Source organism: Shewanella sp. AC91-MNA-CIBAN-0169, assembly GCF_040310165.1.
In the GTDB taxonomy this organism is placed as follows: Bacteria; Pseudomonadota; Gammaproteobacteria; order Enterobacterales; family Shewanellaceae; genus Shewanella.
Map to the genome: position 1 here is coordinate 1 of NZ_JBEOPM010000149.1, position 258 is coordinate 258.

Sequence of the window (258 nt, forward strand, 5' to 3'; positions counted from 1 at the left end):
GTATTTAACTTATATAACTACTACCAACACGCTACTGCTAAAAAGTTAGCTGCGGAGGCCGTGTTGTGAGTGCTTTTAATATTAATATGGAGTGTTTTTTAGCGCCATTTTCTCAAGACATAGATGAGCTTTTATACGGCGAAGAGTCTGCATCAAATGAGTTTAAAGAATGGCAATCGTGGAATGCATGCATTTACGATTGCATATTAAAAGCAAAAGAATTATTTGCAAAAGTTGAAGACTTACAAGCACCTTTAG

General features: G+C 35.7%; 1 pseudogene. It reads left to right on the top strand.

Features of this window, described 5'->3' with window-relative positions:
- Nucleotides 1–65 precede the first annotated feature (65 nt).
- Nucleotides 66–258: pseudogene (locus AAEY98_RS22485) on the top strand (hypothetical protein); the annotation flags it as partial.